Genomic DNA, 21279 nt, shown 5'->3' with positions numbered 1-21279 from the left:
CGGACTCATGGCCTGGATTCGAGGCATAGTGAGCGCAGCAGGGTCGGCACCCGGGCGCCTCCCCCGCCGCTCAGAACAGCCGGACCGCGTCCTCCGGCTCGTCCAGCCCGCGCACCAGCGTCGGGATCCGCTTCTTGAAGGCGAAGAAGCCGCGCGACGCCGAGGGCCACGCGGTGCCGTCCCAGCGGCGGCGCACGGTGACGAGCGCGATGCCCTCCTGAGCGAGGGCGGAGCGGAGCGCGTCCAGCCGCTCCTGCACGGGGCCGACCGGCGCGTACGGGAACACCACGGTGTCGAGCCGCTGGGACGCCGCCCAGTCGACGACGGTCGCGGGCAGCGCATCGGCCAGCACCCGCGCCGGCCGGCCGCCCTTGTCCGGCGTGTGCTCGGCGGCGTCGGCGATCGCCGCGGCCGTGAAGTCCTGCACCGCCTCGGAGACCGCGAACGGCGAGCGCTCCCCCGGGTCGGCGACGACCGCGGTCGCGATCAGCCGCTCGGCCAGCCCGGGCTGCTCGGCGAGGAGGCTCCCCGCGTCGAGGTCCTCCTCGTGCAGCAGGAGGCCGGGGCGGGTGCCGAGGGTGCCGACGACGTCGTCCGGCTCGATCGGCGTGCGGGGCGGGAAGTGCTCCTCGCTGAGCGCGGGCGCCGAGCCGGCGAGGCCCTGCGGCGAGAAGCGGCCCTCGGTGTACTTGGCGATGTTGGACGCGGTCGCGAGGTACGTCTTGCCCGGGGTCTGCAGGCCGGCGACCCAGCGCCAGGACAGGGTGTTGGAGGCGGCGTCGCCGTCGAGCAGGTGCCGGTAGAAGAAGTCGGCGCCGAGCTGCCAGGGCAGGCCGAGCGTGAAGACCCAGATGCTCGCGAACCACATGCGCGTGTGATTGTGCAGGTAGCCGGTCTCGACGAGCTCCTGCACCCAGGCGTCCATCGCGTCGATGCCGCTCCGGCCGCCGATCGCGTCGGCGTAGCCGGTCGGGAGGTGTCCCTCGGACTCGCGCACCTCGCGGCGGTAGCGGCGCCACACCTCCGGGTTCTGCTCGAGCCAGCCCTTCCAGTAGGTGCGCCAGAACACCTCCTGGACGAACTTCTCCGCGGCGGTGAGCTTGTGGCGGGCGAGGACCGCGGCGACGACCTCCCGCTCGGTGACGAGCCGGTGGCGGAGGTACGGGGAGAGCCCGGAGACGTTGCTCCGGGACGGTCCGTGGTCGTGATTGCGCTCGCGCGTGTAGGCGGAGCCGGCGCGCGCGACGAAGTCGTCGAGCGCCTCGAGACCGGCGGCTCGGGTCGGGATAAACATCCCGCCATCATGCGTCGCGCTCCGGGGCGGGGGCTGACAGCGCCTTGCCACAACCTGTTTGGTCGGATCAACCACCGGCTGCCGCCGGGCCTCCTCAGACGTGCCGAGAGCGCCGTGAAGATCCGGTCTCACCAATGTCGGTAGTGGATGGTTCGATCTTCTCAACCAAGAAGGAGCGAGTCGTGTCAACAGGATTTATCAGGTTGCGCCACCCGTCGACGCCGACGCCGGACGGATGCCGTTGGTGCGGTACCGCTCCGGCGGGACACGGCTACATGTGGGTGCGATCGATAGGAGGCCACCTTTGGGAAGCGCCGACTAGCGCTCAGCGGCTTGCTCGCATGCGCCATCGGGGAGTCATTGCGCGCGCCGCATGAGCTCCTCGAAAACTTCAATCAGTGCGGCAGGGACCTCGTCCTTCGTCTTCAGGCGTAGGACCAAGGAAAGCAGCATGTCCGGCTTGCCCTTCGGGGCGCCGCTCGAACCTCGTTGAACCATGCGAAGGACGTCGGTACTGAACTTCTTTCCCACCCCTCGGTGCGATGCGAAATCGGCCTCCGACCAAGTGTCAGATGGGACGTCATCCCCATCTCGAATCCACAAATCGTTCGCTGCGGTCACCCATTGCGCGTCAGAAAAGACGTCCTCGATCTCGTTGGGATCGCCGACATAGAGGCAATGCTTGCTGGGATGCAAGCCCGACTTCATCAATCGCTCGTCGCTGAAGACGTGCTTCGCGACGGTCTTTGAGTCGGTATCAACGAGGAACGAGACCTTCCTCTCGTGTCCTGCGAGAAATTGAGCAAAGCGCAACGCGCCTTCGTTGTTGTGGCACGGCCAGAGCGCGATACCGCACGATTCAAGATGGCGACCGGTAGCGAGTTTGAAAAGAACCGGAATCACTCTCGCTTCTGTCTCCCCTTCCACGCCAACAAAAAGCCGCTCATGCAACAAGACTGTATTTCGGAGGCCGACGCTGGCCGCGATGGCGCCGAGGTGCAGGCCGACCTGAGAGTCGTCGGCGAGGTGCTCAAGTATCGTGCGATGCTCAGCGTGCTTGACATGGACGACATCACTGATGTCGGTGCCATCGATGAGGTTCATCGAGTGAGAAGCTATGACGACAGTGACGTTCGGATGCGTAGTCTGCTCGTGGATCAGCCGCATCAATTCGCGTTGATGTCCGTAATCGAGATGTGTGTCCGGCTCATCGTAGAGAAGAACCACGTCCTCACCTGAGCGAGCGAGCACGGTAGAATTGTGCTCCCAGACCGCCAACGCGATGCGGCGTGCACGCCCGGCGCCTGAAACCTGAAGTCCAATCTCTTCTCCCGCGGGGTTCAACACCGTGATCTGAGTCGACTTCAGACCATTAGCGCTTGTGAAACTGACGGTTGGTCTAATCGTGACGTCACCGATATCTTGCACCTTCTGCATGATATGGTCGCGAATCTCCTCCGCATCTTGCGTCAACTTTCGTTCGAGTTCCGCCTCAATCGTGCGGACATCGCCTTGCAACTCGTCCGACTCGAGGTGACCTCGGTACGCTGTCTGTAGCGTCGACTGAATGGCCGTCTCGGCGTTGACTGCACTAGCAGCGTCGAAGCGCTGGCCAGCAGGTAGCGCCCGGTCCAGAGTTGTCTCCGCGGGGCTCCACATTTCCTCGGTGTCGGCCGCCGTAGCAGCTTCATCCAGCCGGCTTACGAGGTCGGCCTTGTATCCGTCTGTCGGCAAGCCAAGTCCACTGAGCCGATCCTTCAACACATCGACCTTTAGGGCGGCATAGTCCCGCAGGCGTACGTCGGCTGGAACCTGCTTGAGCACCTCTAGAGACGTAGTTCCATTTCGGTGCACGCGCCGGACTCGGAGAGGCGACGACCCAAGTCCGCTTTCCGTGTCGCGGAGCTCAAAGGTTCCCTCCACCCACGTTTCGGCAACACGACGAACCGCTTCGTCGTCATCCAGGACGCCACCCCGAAGATAGGTGCGATCCGAATCGTCTAGCTTTCGGGACCCGAGTAGAAATGAAATCGCGTCAATAATGGCGGTCTTGCCGGCATCATTGTGCCCGGCGAGCACCGTCGGAGAACCAATCGGCAACGGTCCCAGGGCTTCGACCGACCGGAAGCCGGCAATAGACACACTAATAAGCTTCATCATTCCCCCGTACGACTGCTGTCCCGAGATAAACCTATCGCTAACTGCCCGGCCACGCACCCTGTGGTCCTGCGCGGAGCCACTCAACGTCAGGCGCCTGAGCGCGATGGCGTTTCGATCTTGCGGTCCTGACAGCCCGACAAGTCGCGCCCCCAGCGAACCGTCAGTGCGCCAGCTGGGCAGGCCGACCAACACCACAATAACTACACCGACATTCGGACAGCGCACTCTCCCGGATGCCTGTTTGAGGAGGTGACAAACAGGACTTGAATCGGACCGTTCGCCATGGCGCCGGGAGCAGCCGGTCAGGCGGGGGAAGTGGATTCTGCGTCGAACGGAAGCTCAAAGACGCGCGCCTTCACCTTGGGCGCTACTCCTTTTGACTACTAGAAGGCAGCTGATTCACGCACCAGCCCGCCCAAGCTGTTCCGGCACGCCACGGTCGTCAGACGTCCGGGTCGCCACGGAGGAAGGACTCGACGGCCTCGATGACCTCGCTGCCTCGGTCTTCACGGATGGCGGTGATGGGCGTGTCCTCGTGGAGCACGGGGTTCCCGCCGAGGAACCACTGACGCGCGACGTGCTCCGACTCCGACTCCGACAGCGCGACCCAGACGCGATGGCCGAGCTGCAACCGGCGCGTGAAGTCCGCGGACGGGCGCGGGCCGTCGGGTTTGGCCCATTTGCTCGGCAGCTTCCGGTCCTTCGAGCCCGTCATCGCCGCGACGAGGGTCGGCCCCAGACCCTGGACGAGCACGGCAGCGACCTCGTGGACGTCCATCCGCGCGGTTCTCGCGTGCTGACCTGTCGTCACTGCAGTGGGCATGGCACCCTCCCTCGGGAGCATCGTTACCCCTACTTTACCCCCGAGTTCTCCGACGGCGGCGGTGTGACGAGGCCCTCCCGCCGTCGCCGCGCACCTACCCCTTCGCCTGGAAGTACACGTCCACGAAGTAGTTCGTGGAGTTGTACGACGACGACGGCATGACCCCGCCGGATCCGTAGCGGTAGACGCCGTTGTCGCCGGAGGCCGACGTCAGTGCGCCGTTCGTGACCGGCGAGGCGAGCCCCGCTCCGGTGGCGGCGTAGTAGCCCGCGGGCGCGAGGTACGAGACCGTGTAGCGCGCGCCCGGCACCAGCTCGACCGGTGTCGCGAAGGCGGCGCTCTGCCAGCCGGTCGCGGTCTCGCCGGTGAAGGTCACCTGCGCGATCCGCGTGCCGGAGGCGTCCCACAGCGAGCCGACGTGGGTGCCCGTGTTGCGGGAGCCCTTGTAGAAGGCGATGCCGGTGGCGCTGCCCGCGGTCGACGCGGTGAAGGCCATTCCGACCTCGACCGAGGACGAGTCCTCGGCGGAGGCGGTCGCGGGGGTCGCGTCGGCGAAGAGGCGCGTGCCCGACGGGGTGACCGGCGTCGGCGTCGGGGTCGGCGTGGGCGCCGCCGACGGCGTGAAGGAGACGTCGACCAGGTAGTTCGTGGTCGAGCGCTGCCCCGCGAAGCCGCCGGAGTAGGTGTACGCGCCGGAGTCGCTCGCGGTGACGAGCGGGCCGCGCGTGGATCCGGAGCCGAAGCCGTTGATCGTGGCGGAGTAGTTGCCGGTGGTCGTCGTGTAGGCGGCGACGTAGTCGGTGCCGCCGGTCACGGCCACCGGGGTGGCGAACGTCACCTGCTGCCAGCCGGCCGTGCTCTCGGCGGTGAAGGTCGCCCGGCCGATCTCGGCGCCGGTGTCGGCGTTCGAGAGCGTGCCCACGTGGGTGCCGGTGTTGCCGGGGCCCTTGTAGAAGCGGAGCGACGTGATCGTGCCGTCCACCAGCGGGGCGAAGCGCGTGCCCAGGGTGACGGGCGTGCCCTCGGCGACCTGCGCGATGCCCGGGGTCGTCGAGTCGTCGAAGAGCCGGCAGGGGCAGGCTCCCGCGACGGTGTCCGGCGCCTGGGTGGTGAAGGTCCAGCTGCCGCCGGCGGTGACGGTGCCGCCGCCGGTCGCGGTGCCGGCGAGCGTCGCGGTGTACCCGGTCGACGCGGCGAGCGGGGCGGTGGGCGTGAAGGTGGCGGTGCGGGTGGTGGCGTTGTACGCGGTGCTGCCTGCGACGCTCGCGCCGGCCGCGGTCTTCAGGGTCATCGCGACCGTGCTCGCCGTCACCGCCTTCGAGAAGACGGCCGAGACCTTCGTCGACGGCGCGACGCTCGAGGAGCCGGCCAGCGGCGACTGCGAGCCGACGCTCAGGGGCGTGGCGTCGACCGTGCTGTAGACGGCGTCGACGTAGTAGTTGTTCGCGCGGTAGCTGTCGGTCGGGAAGCCGCCGGTGGTGCTGTAGACCCCGGCGGGCGTCGCTCCGAAGCCGCCGGCGACCGTCAGCGGGGCGGCGGCATAGCCGGTGCTCGACCAGAACCAGTCCGCGGCCGAGTAGTGGCCGGTCGTGGTCGTGTACGAGACGACGTAGGTGGTGCCGGCGTTGACGGCGACGGGCGCGCCGAACGTGGCGGTCTGCCAGCCGCTCGCCGTCTCGTTCGCGAAGGCCACGGTGGCCAGCTGCCGGCCGTCGACACTCCAGAGGGTGCCGGTGTGCGGGCCGGTGTTGGCCGCGCTCTTGTAGAAGCGCACGCCCTGGATGAAGCCGTCGGCGCTCGGGGTGAAGCGCAGGCCGAGGGTGGCCGGATCGACGTCGCCGGAGTCGGCGGTCTTCGGCACCTCGGCGCCGAACACGGTGGCGGTGCCGGTGATGGTGACGGCGCGGCTGGTGACGGCGCCGATGTTGGCGCTGTCGTCGACGGCGCGCACCCGGATCGAGCCGGTGCCGGCGCCGTGCTGGACGTAGCTGTACGACCAGGACGTCGTGCCGGTCGCCGGGTGCCAGGTGGCGCCGTCGGTCGAGACCTCGACGCCGGCGACCTTGCCCGCGGCGTCGGTCGCGGTGCCCGAGACCGACACGGTGCTGCCGTTGGCCTTGCTGGTGGCGCCGGAGGGGTTCGAGACCGCGACGGTCGGGCCCGCGGTGTCGGTGCTCTTCGTCGCGGCGACCAGGCCGCTCATCAGCGTGGTGGGCTGCACGCCCATGTCGGCGAAGAGGTTCACCTGCGCCTGCTGCATCCGGACGTCCGCGGCGGCACCGTTGCCGTCGTGCTGCTGGTCGAGGCCCCAGGTCCACTGCACGGAGCCGGCCGAGAAGACGAGCGCACCGCTCGCCGCCTTGTACAGGGTGAGGTTGTGCCGGGTGGTGCCCGCGGCGACGGTGGTGCCGAAGTCCTGCAGGTACTCGGGGACGGCGCCGGTCGTCGTCGAGAGGCGGATCAGGCCGGGCGGCCGGGCGCCGTTGTCGACGTCCTCGTTGGACTCATAGCCGATGGTGTGCGGGGCCAGCGCGGCGCTGCTCCCGGCGGCGAGGCCGGTCAGCGAGGTGTTGCGCCAGAGCCGCAGCTTCCCCTCCGCGGCGCTGACGGTCACCGGCAGATCGGAGTAGTTCACCATGTAGAGCGTGCCCGCGAGGCTGTTCTCGGGCCGGCCGCCGCCGTTCGCCACCGAGGCGAAGCGCGGGTCGCGCCAGGTGCCGGTGGACTCGGGCGACGGGTCGGTCTTGGCGTTCGCCCAGGTCTCCTTGTAGGTGACGACGGTCCGGTAGTCCTTGCCGCCCGCGGTCGGCGAGGGCTCGTAGCGGGTGCGCCAGTAGTTCTCGTTGCCGGAGAGGAACTGGAGGTTCACGCCGGCGTCGCGCGCGGCGGTGACGTTCGCGCGCTGGGCGCCGGACCAGTACTCGTCGTGGCCGACCGAGAGGAAGGTGCGGTGCTGCTTCAGCGCCGAGCCGAAGCGGTCGGTGTCGACGCCGCTGAAGTAGCTGACGTCGTAGCCGTTGCGCTCGAGGAAGCGCACCAGCGGGAACTCGTTGGCGAAGTAGAAGTCGCGGCCCTGGTTGTCGCCGCGGGTGGTGACGGGGCGGTTGTAGCTGAGCTTGTAGGCGCGGCCGTTGGCGCCGCCGCTGTAGAAGTTCGAGCCGCCGAAGGTGTTGTAGGCCTGCCAGGTGGGGTCGGAGGTCTGGAAGAGCACGGCCGAGGTGCTGGCGGTGTCGCGCACGACGAAGGTGATCTGGCTCCGGCCGCCCGTGTCGGCGCGGGTGAGCAGGGCGACGTAGACGCCGGAGACGGCGGTGCTCGGCACGTCCCAGCCCGCCGAGACGGCCCACGTGCCGCAGTCGTAGAGCTCGGCGGTGACGTCGGAGAGGCACTCGGGCTGGACCTGCGGGAGTGCCGCGCTCGGGGTCACCGAGGTGATGAGGCGCGCGCCCTTCCCGGCGTACCAGCCGGTGCGGTAGACGTCGATGGAGTACGCCGCGGCGTCGGTGTCGATCTTGAAGTCGATCCGCTGGCCGACGTTCACGCTGATGTCGGTGGAGTAGCCCTGGATCGACGGGTCGCCGGCTCCGGTGATGTCCCAGACGGAGGGGTCGGTGCCGGGCTTCGCGTTCTCGCAGACGATGGCGTTCTGCCCCGGCGCGCACGCGGTGTCGGCGCTCGCGGTCGGGACGACGAGACCGACGACGACGAGGGCTGCGGCGGCGGCGATCGCGAGGAGCGACGCGCGGAGGCGGCCCCGGCGGGTCGGCGGGAGGAGCCGCGGCGTCAGCGCGGTGCGCGGCGTCAGCGAGGTCCGCGGCGTCAGGGGGGTGCGCGGAGCGGGGGCGGGGTCCATCGGGGACGCCTTTCGGGGGTCGTTCCCGCGTCGGGTACGCGGGAGCCGGCGACGGGGCGCGTCCGGGGACGCGCCGAGCCCGGGTCCGCGAGGGTCCTGCAGCTCCCCCGCCAGGATCGGGGAAGAGGGGGACGCCGGGCGGGTGGACCGGGAATGCCGAGCGCTTCGAAGCTACCGGAAGCGGCGGGTGTCGGGGAGGGCGATCCGCTCCGGCGTGACCGCTGCAGGGACGCCGGCCGCGTCTCCGCCCGATCCGACGCCGGATCGTTACCGAGAGAGCGCTCTCTAACGACGTACTCTGGGCAGACGCAGCTGGGGGGCTACTCCCCCTCGTCGCTCCATCACTCAACGAGGAGGAACCATGCGGTCATCCCTGCACCGTCGTCTCACCCTTCCGGTCGCCGTACTCGCGGCCGCCGGGATCGCCCTCGCGGGCTGCTCCAGCAGCAGCGACCCCAACGACCCGAACGCCGGCGGCGGCGCGAGCTCCGGCGGCGCCGCGGGCGACGGCTCGGTCACCGTCTACGGCACGATCAACGGCGACGAGGCCACCCTGCTCGAGCAGTCCTGGGCGGACTGGGAGAAGGAGTCCGGCATCGATATCAAGTACACCGGCGACAAGGGCTTCGAGCAGCAGATCGGCATCAAGGTGCAGGGCGGTGACGTCCCGGATCTCGCGATCTTCCCGCAGCCGGGACTGCTCGCCGACACCGTCGCCTCGGGGAAGGTGAAGGAGCTGCCCGAGGGCGCCCTCGCCAACGTGAAGCAGAACTGGTCGGAGGACTGGCAGAAGTACGGCCAGGTCGACGGCACCCAGTACGGCGCGCCGCTGATGGCGAGCGTGAAGGGCTACGTCTGGTACTCGCCGGCGAAGTTCGCCGAGTGGGGCGTCTCCGTCCCGACGACCTGGGACGAGATGGAGGCGCTGGGGAAGACCATCGCCGAGAAGTCGGGCGGACCGTCCTGGTGCGCGGGCTTCGCCTCCGACGCCGCGTCGGGCTGGCCGGGCACGGACTGGATCGAGGACGCGGTGCTCCGCGAGTCCGGTCCGGACGTCTACGACTCGTGGGTCGCGGGCGACACCCCGTTCACCGACCCTTCGATCAAGACAGCGTTCGACAAGGTCGGCTCGATCCTGCTCGACCCGACGCTCGTGAACGCGGGCTACGGCGACGTATCGTCCATCAACTCGACGGCCTTCGGTGACGTGGCGCAGAACATGGCCAACGGCTCCTGCGCACTGACCCACCAGGCGTCCTTCTTCGAGGGCTTCCTCACCGGAGCGGACGCGACCGTGGCCGAGGACGGCGACGTCTGGGCGTTCCTCACCCCGCCGATCGACGCCGACGACGACCAGGCCGTCACCGGCGGCGGCGAGTTCGTCGCCGCGTTCGCGGACGACGCGGACACCGCGAAGGTGCAGGAGTACCTGGCCAGCGCCGACTGGGCCAACAGCCGCGTGAAGCTCGGCGGCGTCATCTCGGCCAACACCGGCCTCGACCCGGCGAACGCGAGCAGCGACCTGCTGCGCAGCTCCATCTCGATCCTGCAGGACCCGGGCACCACGTTCCGCTTCGACGCCTCCGACCTGATGCCCAAGGCCGTCGGCTCCGACAGCTTCTTCAAGGGCATGGTCGACTGGATCGACGGCTCGAGCACCGACCAGGTCCTCGACACCATCCAGGCGGGTTACACCTCGTAGCGCGCGCGCCGATCGCGGGCGCCGAGCACATGCTGATCGAGTAGCCCGCGCAGCGGGCGTATCGAGATCCACCGTCTCCAGCGGGGTGGTTCTCGATACGCCGCCTCCGGCGGCTACTCGACCAGCATGAATGGCGCAGCGGTCCTCTGCCTGCTGATTGGACGGCCCGCGGAGCGGGTCCTCCCCATGCTGATCGAGTAGCCCGCGCAGCGGGCGTATCGAGATCCACCGTGCTCAGCAGGGCGGGTCTCGATACGCCGCCTCCGTCGGCTACTCGACCAGCATGGAACGGCGCAGATCGGGCTACCCGCCCAGCTCACGCTGATCGAGCAGCCCGCGGAGAACATGCTGATCGAGTAGCCCGCGCAGCGGGCGTATCGAGATCCACCGTCTCCAGCAGGGTGGGTCTCGATACGCCGCCGGAGGCGGCTACTCGACCAGCATGAACGGCGGCACAGCCCGCGGAGCGGTCCTCCGCATGCTGATCGGACGACCGTCAGCGGCCGGCGCCTCAGCGGCAGGTCAGCGCGGGGTGCGGCACGGTCTGCGTGTGCGCTCCTGCTCCGCCACCGGAGCGGCTGACCGCCACCGACACCTCGCCGGCGGGCAGCACCGCCAGGCGGGTGCTGAAGGCGTGGGTCGCCGCCTTGGTGGGCGCGACCGAGGCGAACGACTTCACGGTCGTCGCCCGGGTCATCGTCACGTCGACCGGCACGGTGTCCCGGTTGACCGACGTGACCGTCACGACGGCCTTGCCGGCGATGCAGCGCACCGCGGCCGTGCTGACGACGTCCAGCTTCGTCTCCTGCGCCGGCAGGACGAACGGAGCGAAGTCGATCCAGTCGACGTCCGGCGCGACGGCGTAGCCGGGCAGGACCCGGTCGTCGTTCGTGCTCGTCGTCGGGCCCTCGTCGATGAACAGCGTCGCGCGGGTGTTGCCGAAGGTCACCGGACCGGAGTCGGTCGCGAGGTCCAGCGGCAGGACCGCCTCCCAGAAGTTGCTCGAGGAGTAGGTGTACCGGAACGTGGTGCGGCCCACGAGGCCGGTGGTCCCGGCCTCCTCGGCCTGCAGCCCGAGGTCGACGACCTGCGGGTTGTAGTCGTGCGTCCCCTCGATGTCGTCGTTCGAGTAGTGCACGACGGCGTCGTAGGACCCGGCCCTGTCGAAGCCCGGGAGGCGGGGCACGGTGAGAGTGCCCTCGTTCGCGGGGTCCGCATCGGTGATGCCGAGGCCGGTCACGTAGCCGCTCCCGGAGCCGTTCGTGAGCGCTCCGCCGAAGCCGGCGACCGCGGCCGTGCCGCCGAGGTCGACCGTGGAGAGGTCCTCGGCCTGGACGCGGACGATGGACGCGTCACCGTCGACCGCGCGGGTGGTCGTGACCGAGCCGACGCGGACGCTGCCGGCGCTCGCGAGCTCGACCTCGCTGATGCCCTCGGGCAGGTGGACGCGGACCGTCGTCGTGCCCGGCGCGAAGGTCGCCGCTCGGCGACCGTTCACGTCGACCGTCAGCGAGGTGCCGGCGGCACCCTCCCACGCCACGGCGAGGTCGTAGTAGCCGGATTCGAACGTCGACGGGTAGAGGTCGGCGCGCTCGCCGGCCTCGAGCGAGAGACGTCCGCCCGAGAGCGTCGCACCGTCGATCAGACGGAATCCGGTCGCCGGGTACTCGACGGACTCGGCGTTCACCGTGCTGCCGACCCGGACGAGCTCGAAGCGGTCGAGCGTCACTCCGCCGTCGGCTCCGGCGCCGGGCAGGAGGGTGGTCCCGTCCTTGCTGGTGCGCACGCCGACGGTGTGGCTGCCGGCGCTCAGGGCGACGTACACCTCGGCGCTGCCGCGGGCGACGGTGCGGACGTTGCTCGGCTTGATCGCGTTCGCGCCGTACTGCGCGAGCGTCGAGAACGCTCCGTCGACGAAGACCGCGTGCTGCGCGGCCCTGCCGGGAGTGGCTCCGAGGATCTGCAGGCGGTAGAGACCCGCCTGCGCCACCGTCACCGACCAGTCGGCGCGCGAGCCCACGGCGGCGAAGCCGGAGACGTCGCGGTCGCCGGAGGCGCGGTAGCCGTCGGGCGTGCGAGTGGCCGCGGCGGTGAGGCGGGTGGCCTCGGCCTCGATCACGTGGCGCTCGCCCTGGGCGGCGGCGGCCGCCTCCACGTCGCGGGTCGCGGCGGGAGTGACGACGACCTGGTAGGCGCTCGACGAGTTCGCGGAGGGGATCCGCAGCTCGACGCGCCCGTTCACGACCGACACCGCGTCGTCGGCCAGGACGACCCGGGGGGTTCCCGCGATGCCGTCGGTGCCGCTGACGACAGCCTCGCGGACCTCCACGTCCACGGAGGAGCCGAACGTCGCGCTGTCGAGGCCGTTCAGCGTGAGAGCGCCGTCACGGCCGTCGGGGATCCCCGCGACGATCACCTGGGCGCGGTCCGCGTCCCGGTCGATCGCGGCGATCGCCTTCTCGCGGTTCGTGGTGACCGCGACCGTGCGCGATCCGGTCAGGTCGCCGTACCACTTGAAGAGCCACCAGCCGCCGTTCGCGGCGTTGACCTTCGCCTGGTTGTCCGAGAGCGTGCCGGAGGCGGTCCAGTAGGCCGTCTGCGCGTCGATCTTGGCGGCCTCGAAGCCGGCGAACCAGCGCAGGAGGTTGGCGGGCGAGCTCATGTCGGTGCTCGCTCCCCACTCGGTGATGTTGATCGAGGGGATGTCGGCGGCGGCGATGCCCACCTCGGCGGCGTAGCGGCGGAAGTCGGACGCGCGGTCCGGCAGCCACTGGTAGCCGCGGAGCTCGTGCCAGACGTAGATGTCGGGCACCGTGCTCGTCGCCCGGGCCATGTTCAGGAAGGACTTGATGTTGCCCTCACCGCGCCAGGCCGCGTCTCCGGGGCCCGCGATCTGCGGACGCTCGAGGCCGTGCTTCGCGTAGGTGTCGGTGATGACCTTCCAGGCGGCCGCCCAGTCGGTCGCTCCGCCGGGGGTGAAGCTGCCGGGCTGGTTGCCGACGTGCATGTAGCGGTTGTAGAGGTCGTCCGAGTTCAGCCACTGCAGGTCGACCTCGTTGAACGGGATGAAGACGTACTTCTCGGGGTTCTCGGCCTCACGGGCGACCTCGTCGACGACGATCTCGAGCACCTCGAGGTAGTCCCAGACGCCGTTGGGCGCGGCGGTGTACTCGTCGGTCAGACGGCCGCTCGCGTCACGGACGTAGCTGCGGTCGTCGCCGGGGCGCTTGCCGCCGTTGTAGGGCCAGTCGGGGTAGTAGTCCTGGGTGTAGAGGTAGAGGTCCTCGCCGTACTTGTCGAAGAAGGTCTTCTCGACGGTGAAGGCGTCGCCGCCCGGGTGCTGCGTGCCGAACGGGGGCTTCTGCGACACGTTGGTCATCGCCGCACCGTTGACGAGCGCCTGCGTGGGTGAGCCCTCGTCGCCGAGGCCGTAGAGGGTGCCGGAGGCTCCTCCGCGGAACTCGCCCGTGTCCTGGCCGAAGTCGACGGCGATCGACTCGGTCGGCCGGGCCGTGACCGTGACGGTCGTGGTGAACGGGGTCGACCATCCGGCGACGGTGCCGTTCACGGTGAACGTCGCTCCGGCCGTGGCGTAGGCGGAGGCGGGGACGACGCTCCAGGTGATCGCCGCGGTGGTGGGACCCGATTCACGGGTGACGTTCACGGTCGCGGGGAGGGTCGGCGCGACCTGCGCGGCGGTGGACGCGGTGAAGCTCTGGCGCTCGACCGAGACGATCGCGCCGGCGTCGTCGAGGTAGGCGTTCGAGACCTGCTCCGCCGTGAGCGCGCTGCGGTAGATCGCGAAGTCGTCGAACTCGCCGCCGAAGAACGCGGCGTACGGCCCCGCCCACGGCACGCGGCCGATCAGGCCCGAGCGCGTGCTGGAGGGCGAGGCGAGCTTCGCGAAGTCGAGCGCGACCGCCTCCGTCCGCACGAGCGAGCCGTTGATGTAGTACGAGACGGAGTCGGTCGTGGCGACCGTGGTGATCTGCGCCCACGTGTTCGTGGGCAGCGGAGTGGAGGACACCGCCTTGACCTCGGTGCCGGTGTTGGCGGCCGCCTTGGACTGACCGCCCTCGTTCGGCACGTGGTACAGCCCCCAGTTGTCGGCGGGGAGCGCATCGCTGCCGATGATGTACGACCACGGCAGCTGGCCGGCGTTCTTCCCGTCCCACTTCACCCAGGTCGAGACCGTCATGGCGGAGGTGTCGGCGAAGAGCCCGGCGGGGATGTCGAGGTACGGCGCGGCGGCCTGCGACGAGCCCTGCGAGCCTCCGGGGAAGAGGCCGGAGGCACCGGAGCCGGCGACCGGGCCCGTCCCGCGGGGCAGCGACGTCGCGTTGCGGACGCGGGCGTCGAAGGCGGAGCCGAGGGAGCCCTGGTTGGCGACGGTGGCCGCCGAGGGGTTCTGGTCGAACGTGTAGAGGACGGCGGGGGCCGGCAAAGTGTCGACCGCTGCAGCGGGACCGGCGCCGACGAGTGTCGAGGTCGCCAGCACGGGAAGTGCGACGAGGGCGGCGATCGAGGCGGTGATCCGCCTCGAGAAGGAGTGGGGAGTGTGCATGGGTTCCTCAACGCTGAGAAGGGATCCGACATCGCCGTCGAGACGAGCGCGGAAGGAGTCGATCGCTGCACGATATCGATTTCACGCGGCGATCTCCAGACATTCCTGAAATCGATACCAAGTCCGGCGGCGTGAAGGCGGGCCCGGGCAGATAACGCTTTCATCTCAGGCTTGCGCTTTCGTGAAATCGGTATCAGTATCTGTCCAGTCCCGAATCCGGGACGACGCCCTTCCCACTCCACGACGACGAGGAGCCCCTGTGCCGAACGACCTGACCTGGGGAGACCCCGAGGCCCTGCAGCTGACGTTCGCCTGCGACGCCGATGCTCCGTTCCGGCTGGTGGCGCTGACGGCCCGCGGTGTCGCGCTCCGGGCGACGCACGCCGCTCCGTTCTTCGAGATCACCACCGTCGCCGCCGGTCACGCCCCGGCGAGCAGCCGGCTGACCCACTCCCAGCTCGGCACCGCACTGCGCTACGTCTCGCACCGCGAGAGCGTCGTCGACGGCCTCGACGTGCTGGAGGTCACGGCCGAGGCGCCGGGACTGGTCGCGACCGCCGTGCTCCGGAGGGTGCCCGGCGTCGCCGCCGTCACCTCCGAGGTCGTCGTCCGGGCTGTCGAGCGGCAGGTGCTGCGGTCCGTCGCGTCGTGGAGCTGCGACCCGGGCGCCACCGCCGGCACCGGCACCGGCACCGCGGGGCCGACCGGCAAGGAGTCCTTCGCCCGCTGGTCGCTGCTGCGCGGCCGCAACGACTGGCTCGGTGAGGGCCGCTGGAGCAGCACGCCGCTGCGCGAGGCCGGCCTGGTCACCCTCCGCGAGGACATCACCGGGCACGACCCGCGCGGCGCGGTCGGCGCGGTCTCGACCGGCAGCTGGTCCACCGGAGAACAGCTCCCGGTCGCCGGCCTCCACGCCCCCGACACCGCCCTCCTCTGGCAGATCGAGCACAACGGCGCCTGGCGCTGGGAGGTGGGCGAGGACATCGACGGCGGCTCGATCGCCCTCTCCGGCCCCACCGACCTCGACCACGGCTGGCTCTGCGTGCTCGAGCCCGGCGAGGAGTTCCGCTCCGTCCCCGTCACGGTCGCCGTCGGCGCCGACACGACGGCCGCCGCGGACGCGCTCACCCTCAGCCGCCGGGCCCGGCGCCGCGCGCACCCGGACAACGCGGCGATGCCCGTCGTCTTCAACGACTACATGAACACCCTCGACGGCGACCCGACCACCGAGAAGCTGCTGCCGCTCATCGACGCGGCGGGCGCGGCGGGCGCCGAGATCTTCTGCATCGACGCCGGCTGGTACGACGACAGCGGGGTCGCCGGCGGCTGGTGGAGCAGCGTCGGCGCCTGGCAGCCGTCCACGGTCCGCTTCCCGGACGGCCTCTGCGAGGTGATCGAGCGGATCCGCGCCCGCGGCCTGGTCCCGGGGCTGTGGCTGGAGCCCGAGGTCATCGGCGTGGACAGCCCCCTGGCCGGCGAGCTGCCGGACGACGCGTTCCTGCAGCGGGCCGGCGCGCGGATCGAGGAGCACGAGCGGTTCCACCTCGACCTGCGCCACCCCGCGGCGCGCGCGCACCTCGATGCGACGGTCGACCGGCTGATCGCCGACTTCGGCATCGGCTTCTTCAAGCTCGACTACAACATCGACGCCGGCCCCGGCACCGACCGCGACGCCGACTCGATCGGCGCGGGCCTGCTCGGCCACAACCGCGCCTACCTCGCCTGGCTCGACGGCGTGCTCGAGCGGCACCCGACCCTGGTGATCGAGAGCTGCTCCTCCGGCGCGATGCGGCAGGACTGGGCCGTGATGTCCCGCCTGCAGATGCAGTCGACCTCCGACCAGCAGGACTTCCGCCGCTACCCGCCGATCGCGGCCGCCGCGCCGATGATGCTCCTCCCGGAGCAGGCCGCCAGCTGGGCGTACCCGCAGGCCGACATGGACGACGAGGAGATCGCGTTCTGCCTGGTCACCGGGCTCCTCGGCCGGTTCTACCTCTCGGGCTACCTCAACCGGATGTCCGACCCGCAGCTCGCCCTGGTGCACGAGGCGGTCGCCGCGGCGAAGCGGCTCCGCGCTCCGATCGCGGCGTCCCTCCCGCGCTGGCCGCTCGGGCTGCCGGGCTGGACGGACGACGCGGTCGCCCTGGCGCTGCGGACCGAGGACGAGCACCTGGTCTCGGTCTGGCGCCGCAGCGGCAGCGACGACGTCGTGCTGCACGTCCCGGAGCTGCGCGGGCAGGACGTCGACGTCTCGGTCGTGTTCCCGGTCGCGCTGACGGCCTGGCCCGTCGAGTGGGAGCCCGTTACCGCACGCCTCACCGTCCGGCCCACCGGCTCCGGTCCCTCCGCCCGCACCTTCCGCCTGTCCCTCCGCACCACCTGACCCCTGCCGGATCCACCCGTCCCGGCACACCCTCTCCCCTCACAGAAAGCTCGAGTATTTCGATGAAGAAGTCACTCCTCAGCGCCGCCGTCCTCACCGCGGCCTCCGCCCTGCTCCTCGCCGGCTGCAGCGACCCCGGGGCCGGCGGCGGCACCGCGGGCGGCGACGCCGCACCCGCCTCCTGGCCCGCCCAGGACGCCGACCTCTCCGGCACCGAGCTCACCATCTGGGCCGCACAGAACTCCAACACCGTCCCGGAGTCGGTGATCGAGGGCTTCGAGGAGCTCACCGGCGCCAGCGTCGACGTCGAGACCATCCCGGACCCCTACGAGCAGGGCGTGCAGACCAAGGTCGCCACCGGCGACAAGCCCGATCTCGCCTTCTGGCAGCCCACCGCCTCGCAGCTCACCGCGCTCAACGCCTCGACGAACCTGCAGAGCCTCGACGGAGCGCCCTGGCTCGAGGACGTCGATCCCTCGCTGAAGGACATCACCGGCCTGCTCGACGACACCCGCTACGCCGCGCTGGTGACCACGCCCGCGGTCGAGGGCGTCTACTACAACAAGAAGGTCTTCGAGGCGAACGGCATCACCGAGACGCCGACCGACTGGGACTCGTTCGTCGAGCTCGGCCGGCAGCTGAAGGACAAGGGCGTCACCCCGTTCTTCGAGATGGGCGCCGACCGCTGGGCCACCCAGTGGTGGGTGCAGGTGCAGCTCGCCGACGCCGCGAAGGACGGCCTCTGGGACCGCGTGAACTCGGGCGAGGAGAAGTTCACCGACCCGACCATCCAGGGCACGATCGACACCTACAAGGGCCTGATCGACGAGGGCCTGTTCAACGAGGACATCAAGACCGCCACCTTCGAGGACCAGGGCGCGGCCCTGCTCGCCGGCGACGCCGCGATGGTCGTCCAGGTCAACTCGTTCTTCGGCCAGCTGCAGTCGCTCTCCGACACCGCGACGCTCAACGACACCATCGGCTTCTTCCCGATCTCGCCCTCGGGCAACGTCGGCACCTTCATCCCGGACCAGTCGAACGCGCTCGTCGCCTTCGCGACCGGAGACGAGAAGAAGGAGGCGGCCTCGCGCCAGCTCCTCTCCTACTGGCTCGGCGACGGCTACTCGGACTTCGTCACCGCGCAGGACACCATCTCGCTCCAGCCCTCGGTCACCACGCCCGACACCGTGCCCACCGCGCTCGTCTCGGTCAGCGACTCCGTCGGCGACTCGGTCGGCTCGATGCAGGCCCAGGCCATCGCGAACCCCGACCTGTACATCTACCTCGCCGACATGATCCAGGGCACCAAGACCCCGGAGCAGGTCGCGCAGGCCACGCAGGACCAGTTCGCGCAGCTCGCGAAGGCGCAGGGCGCCACCGGCTTCTAGCCGCTCGACACCGGGGCCCGGCCACGACGGCGGGCCCCGGACCCTCCCGCGCACGACCCCCTCTCTCGAAAGGCAGTGCCCCGCGTGTCCACCACCCGAGCCGCCGCGCCACCCCGGGTCCTCGCCCGGGCCGTGAAGACCGGCGGCATGCCGAGCGGACGCCGCTCCGACCACCCGCTGGTCTTCCTCGTGCCGGCCCTCCTGGTCCTGATCGTCTTCTTCTTCGTGCCGACGGTGTTCAACTTCGTCTACGCCTTCACCGACTGGTCCAGCTTCAAGGCCGCCATCGGCTTCGTCGGCGTCGCGAACTTCGTCGACCTCTTCCAGAGCGGCACGCTGATCCAGGCGCTGCGGGTGACGCTGGTCTACGCGGTGCTCGTCGCGGTCTTCCAGAACGTCTTCGGCCTGATCCTCGCGCTGCTGCTGGAGAAGGACACCCGGGTCAACCGCTTCGCCCGGGTGATGTTCTTCATCCCGGTGATCATGTCCGCCCTCGCGGTCGGCTACGTCTTCCAGGCGCTGCTGAAGCCCGACGGCGCGCTGAACGGGATCCTCTCCTTCGTCTCCGGGCAGCCGGTCTCGATCGCCTGGCTCGGCGACACCACCTGGACGATCGTCGTCGTCGCCCTGATCCACTCCTGGAAGTGGATGGGCCTGTCGATGCTCATCTACCTGGCCGGGCTCAAGACGATCTCGGGCGACGTGCTCGAGGCCGCGCGCCTGGACGGCTCCTCCTGGTGGCAGACCTTCCGCGACATCCGCTTCCCGCTGATCGCGCCGGCACTGACCTTCAACGTCGCCACCGCGCTGCTGGGCTCGATGAACGGCTTCGACATCGTCCAGGCCACCACCGAGGGCGGCCCCGGCGGCACGACCGAGCTGCTCAACATCTTCATCTTCCGCACCTTCGGCCAGGGCCTGTTCGCCCAGGCGACCACGATGAGCCTGATCCTCTTCGTCACCGTCGCCGTCCTCGCCTTCCCCGTCATCCGCACCCTGCGCCGTCGAGAGGACGTCCTGTGAGCACCGTCATCGAGCGACCGGTCACATCCGCTCCCGCGGCCCCGGAGTCGCGGGTCCGCCGCTCCCGCCGCCCGCTGCTGCAGCCGATCGCCGCCCTCGCCAGCGTCGCCCTGCTGCTCGGCGTGCCGTTCTGGCTGATCGTCAGCACCGCGGGCAAGACCCAGGCGGAGGCGCTGAACCCCAACCTCGCCGCCCCCTCGCAGTGGCAGCTGCTCGAGAACTTCGCGACCGTCTTCACCGACGGCCGCATGGTCCCCGCGTTCCTCGGCAGCGTCCTCGTGATGGTGCCCTCGGTGCTCGGCGTGCTCGTGCTCGGCTCGATGGCCGCCTGGATCCTCGGCCGCCGCACCGGTCGCGGGATGGCCGTCGTCTACGCGCTCGCCATCAGCGGCATCGTCCTGCCGCCCGCGGTCGTCACCGTGGTGCTGCTGCTGCGCCAGCTCGGCCTCGCCGGCACCGCCGTCGGCATGGTCGGCGTGTACATGGGGATGTACCTCTCGACCGTGATCTTCTTCGTCACCGGCTTCGTCCGCACCATTCCCGCGGAGCTGGAGGAGGCGGCCCGCGTCGACGGCGCGCGGCCGATCCGGGTGTTCTTCACGATCATCCTGCCGCTGCTGATGCCGGTGCTCGCGACCGCGACGATCCTGATCTGCCTCTACATCTGGAACGACGTCTTCTACGCGCTCTTCGTGGTCGGCGGCCGGCTCGACACCCTGCCGCTGAACCTCTACCAGGTGGCCAGCGCCGGGCTCTACCTGCAGAACTGGCACCTGATCTTCTCCTATATCATCCTGATGAGCCTGCCCCTGCTCCTGGTGTTCGTCTTCGCGCAGCGCAAGATCATCTCCGGCATCACGAGCGGCGCGGTGAAGTGACCACCGCCGGAGCCCGCGGCACCGAGCCGGTCGCCCTCGCTCCGTCGTGGCTCGCCGGGCACTTGCAGGACGGTCGAGGACGGAAGCGGGACGGCGTGACGCGCGACAGGTCGACGAGGGCCCCGGTCATCGCCGACGTCGCCCGCCTCGCCGGCGTCTCGGTCCCGACCGTGTCGCGGGTGCTGACCGGTGCCGCGCGGGTCGCCCCCGACAAGCGCGAGCGAGTGCTCGCGGCCATCGCGGAGCTCAACTACCGGCCCAGCGCCGTCGCCCGGAACCTCGTCACCCGGCGCTCGCGCACCATCGCCGTCGTCGCCGGCAACACTTCGCAGTACGGCTACGCCGAGGCGATCCGCGGCATCGAGGAGGAGGCGCGGGCCGGCGGCTGGACCGTCACCATCACCGTCGTCGAGTCGGCGGACCCGGAGCACGTCGAGCGGGCGCTCTCCTCGGTGCTCGACCAGAGCCCCGACGGGATCGTCGTCCTCAAGTTCGACCCGCCCGGCGTGGCCGTGCTCGCGGCGATCCCGGAGACCGTGCCGGTCGTCGCGCTCTCGGGGGTCCGCGGGCGGCGGCCGCAGGCGGTGCTCGACGAGCTCCGCGCGGCCCAGGCGCTGACCGAGCACCTGCTCGAGCTGGGCCACGCGACGGTGCACCACATCCGCATCCCGCCGTCGCGGCGCGAGGACGGCCGGACGACCGGCTGGCGCCGCGCGCTGAAGGCCGCGGGAGTGGCCACCGCGCCGACCCCGCTCGAGGCGACGTGGGAGCCGGAGTCCGGGCGACTGCTCGCCGCGCGGCTGGTCGAGGACCCCAGCGTCACCGCCGTCTTCTGCGGCAACGACGAGATCGCGATGGGAGTGATCAAGGGCATCACCGAGGCCGGGCTGCGCGTCCCCGAGGACATCAGCGTCGTCGGCTTCGACGACCACCCGCTCGCCCGGATGTGGACGCCGGCCCTGACGACCGTCCGCCAGGACTTCGCCGGCCTCGGCCGCCGCGGCTTCGGCCTCCTGCTCCCCGCCATGGAGGGCCGCACGGGCGCCGCCTTCTCCTCCCAGCTCCCGGAGCTCGTCCTCCGCGAGAGCGCCGCGGCCCCGCGCCCGCGCGCCTGATCGCCGGCTGCTCGAGGAGAGGCACGCCTCCCGGAGGGGTGGGTCTCGATACGCCGCCTCCGGCGGCTACTCGACCAGCATGCACGGCGGCGCAGA

11 protein-coding genes are annotated in these 21279 nt (G+C 70.3%); 6 read left to right on the top strand and 5 right to left on the bottom strand.

What is annotated here, in order from left to right:
- Positions 1-70 precede the first annotated feature (70 nt).
- From EDF17_RS14750 to EDF17_RS14730, 4 genes are all read right to left on the bottom strand, one after another.
- Complete coding sequence (locus EDF17_RS14750) at positions 71-1294, bottom strand: FAD-binding domain-containing protein (protein WP_123447363.1); 1224 nt, start codon at positions 1292-1294, stop codon at positions 71-73.
- Between the two features lie 357 nt (positions 1295-1651).
- A complete protein-coding gene (locus EDF17_RS14740) occupies positions 1652-3436 on the bottom strand; it encodes an SAP domain-containing protein (RefSeq protein ID WP_166649695.1) in 1785 nt (594 codons plus the stop codon).
- A 460-nt stretch (positions 3437-3896) separates the two neighbouring features.
- The gene (locus EDF17_RS14735; RefSeq protein ID WP_123447545.1) at positions 3897-4277 is read right to left on the bottom strand and encodes a hypothetical protein; all 381 of its coding nucleotides are present in this window, start codon (positions 4275-4277) and stop codon (positions 3897-3899) included.
- Between the two features lie 94 nt (positions 4278-4371).
- Positions 4372-8130, bottom strand: coding sequence for a DUF4082 domain-containing protein (locus EDF17_RS14730; protein ID WP_123447361.1), 3759 nt, complete (start codon positions 8128-8130; stop codon positions 4372-4374).
- Positions 8131-8491: 361 nt separating this feature from the next.
- On the opposite strand from EDF17_RS14730, the gene EDF17_RS14725 reads away from it, so the two are divergent.
- Entirely contained in the window at positions 8492-9832 is a 1341-nt protein-coding gene (locus EDF17_RS14725) for an extracellular solute-binding protein (protein WP_123447360.1), read from the top strand.
- Between the two features lie 511 nt (positions 9833-10343).
- On the opposite strand, the gene EDF17_RS14720 is transcribed toward EDF17_RS14725, so the two are convergent.
- Entirely contained in the window at positions 10344-14396 is a 4053-nt protein-coding gene (locus EDF17_RS14720; protein WP_123447359.1) for a LamG-like jellyroll fold domain-containing protein, read from the bottom strand.
- 259 nt (positions 14397-14655) lie between these two features.
- Between EDF17_RS14720 and EDF17_RS14715 the strand changes: the two genes are divergently transcribed.
- The 5 genes from EDF17_RS14715 (at position 14656) to EDF17_RS14695 (ending at position 21183) form a co-directional block, all read left to right on the top strand.
- Complete coding sequence (locus EDF17_RS14715) at positions 14656-16779, top strand: glycoside hydrolase family 36 protein (protein WP_123447358.1); 2124 nt, start codon at positions 14656-14658, stop codon at positions 16777-16779.
- 62 nt (positions 16780-16841) lie between these two features.
- Positions 16842-18167: an ABC transporter substrate-binding protein gene (locus EDF17_RS14710; RefSeq protein WP_123447357.1), complete on the top strand. Its 1326-nt coding sequence runs from the start codon at positions 16842-16844 to the stop codon at positions 18165-18167.
- Positions 18168-18251: 84 nt separating this feature from the next.
- The gene (locus EDF17_RS14705) at positions 18252-19190 is read left to right on the top strand and encodes a sugar ABC transporter permease (protein ID WP_243599493.1); all 939 of its coding nucleotides are present in this window, start codon (positions 18252-18254) and stop codon (positions 19188-19190) included.
- Positions 19187-20068 carry a carbohydrate ABC transporter permease gene (locus EDF17_RS14700; RefSeq protein ID WP_243732910.1) on the top strand — a complete coding sequence of 294 codons (882 nt, stop codon included), beginning with the start codon at positions 19187-19189 and terminating at the stop codon, positions 20066-20068. Before EDF17_RS14705 ends, EDF17_RS14700 begins: the two co-directional genes overlap by 4 nt.
- Positions 20069-20163: 95 nt before the next feature.
- Entirely contained in the window at positions 20164-21183 is a 1020-nt protein-coding gene (locus EDF17_RS14695) for a LacI family DNA-binding transcriptional regulator (protein WP_123447542.1), read from the top strand.
- The last annotated feature ends 96 nt before the right edge of the window (positions 21184-21279 follow it).

The sequence above is a fragment of the Rathayibacter sp. PhB1 genome, assembly GCF_004362935.1.
Taxonomy (GTDB): Bacteria; Actinomycetota; Actinomycetes; order Actinomycetales; family Microbacteriaceae; genus Rathayibacter; species Rathayibacter festucae.
Note: the sequence above shows the minus strand (reverse complement) of the source record. Positions and strands in the feature narration are given on the sequence as shown.

Excerpts from the sequence above, each read along its gene's own strand:
- EDF17_RS14710 (WP_123447357.1), top strand. The coding sequence starts at position 16,842 with ATGAAGAAGTCACTCCTCAGCGCCGCCGTCCTCACCGCGGCCTCCGCC.
- EDF17_RS14730 (WP_123447361.1), bottom strand. The coding sequence starts at position 8,130 with ATGGACCCCGCCCCCGCTCCGCGCACCCCCCTGACGCCGCGGACCTCG.
- EDF17_RS14750 (WP_123447363.1), bottom strand. The coding sequence starts at position 1,294 with ATGTTTATCCCGACCCGAGCCGCCGGTCTCGAGGCGCTCGACGACTTC.
- EDF17_RS14720 (WP_123447359.1), bottom strand. The coding sequence starts at position 14,396 with ATGCACACTCCCCACTCCTTCTCGAGGCGGATCACCGCCTCGATCGCC.
- EDF17_RS14735 (WP_123447545.1), bottom strand. The coding sequence starts at position 4,277 with ATGCCCACTGCAGTGACGACAGGTCAGCACGCGAGAACCGCGCGGATG.
- EDF17_RS14725 (WP_123447360.1), top strand. The coding sequence starts at position 8,492 with ATGCGGTCATCCCTGCACCGTCGTCTCACCCTTCCGGTCGCCGTACTC.